General features: G+C 64.1%; 1 protein-coding gene. It reads left to right on the plus strand.

What is annotated here, in order from left to right; genetic code table 11:
- The coding region (locus AACV31_RS17400) for a contractile injection system protein, VgrG/Pvc8 family (protein ID WP_255491455.1) at positions 1–329 on the plus strand (329 nt) is incomplete at both ends.

A 329-nucleotide genomic window follows, 5' to 3' on the forward strand; every position in this document is an offset into this window, starting at 1 on the left:
TGGGAATACTGCGTGCAGTACCAGGAGAGCAGCCTCGACTTCATCAGCCGCCTGCTGGAGCTGGAGGGCATCACCTATCACTTCCGCCACGAGCAGGACCGCCACACGCTTATCCTCACCGATGCCCCCGGCCAGTACGAGCCGTTCCCGGGCTACGAGACCATTCCGTATCACGTCACCCCTTCAGGCGGCTCAACCGACGAAGAGGGCATCAGCCAGTGGGCGCTGGAGGACAGCGTGACGCCGGGCATCTACAGCCTCGATGACTACGACTTCCGCAAGCCCAACGCGTGGCTGTTCCAGGCGCGGCAGAACCCGCTGTCGCCGCA

The sequence above is a fragment of the Cronobacter sp. EKM101R genome (assembly GCF_963888145.1).
Taxonomy (GTDB): domain Bacteria; phylum Pseudomonadota; class Gammaproteobacteria; order Enterobacterales; family Enterobacteriaceae; genus Cronobacter; species Cronobacter turicensis.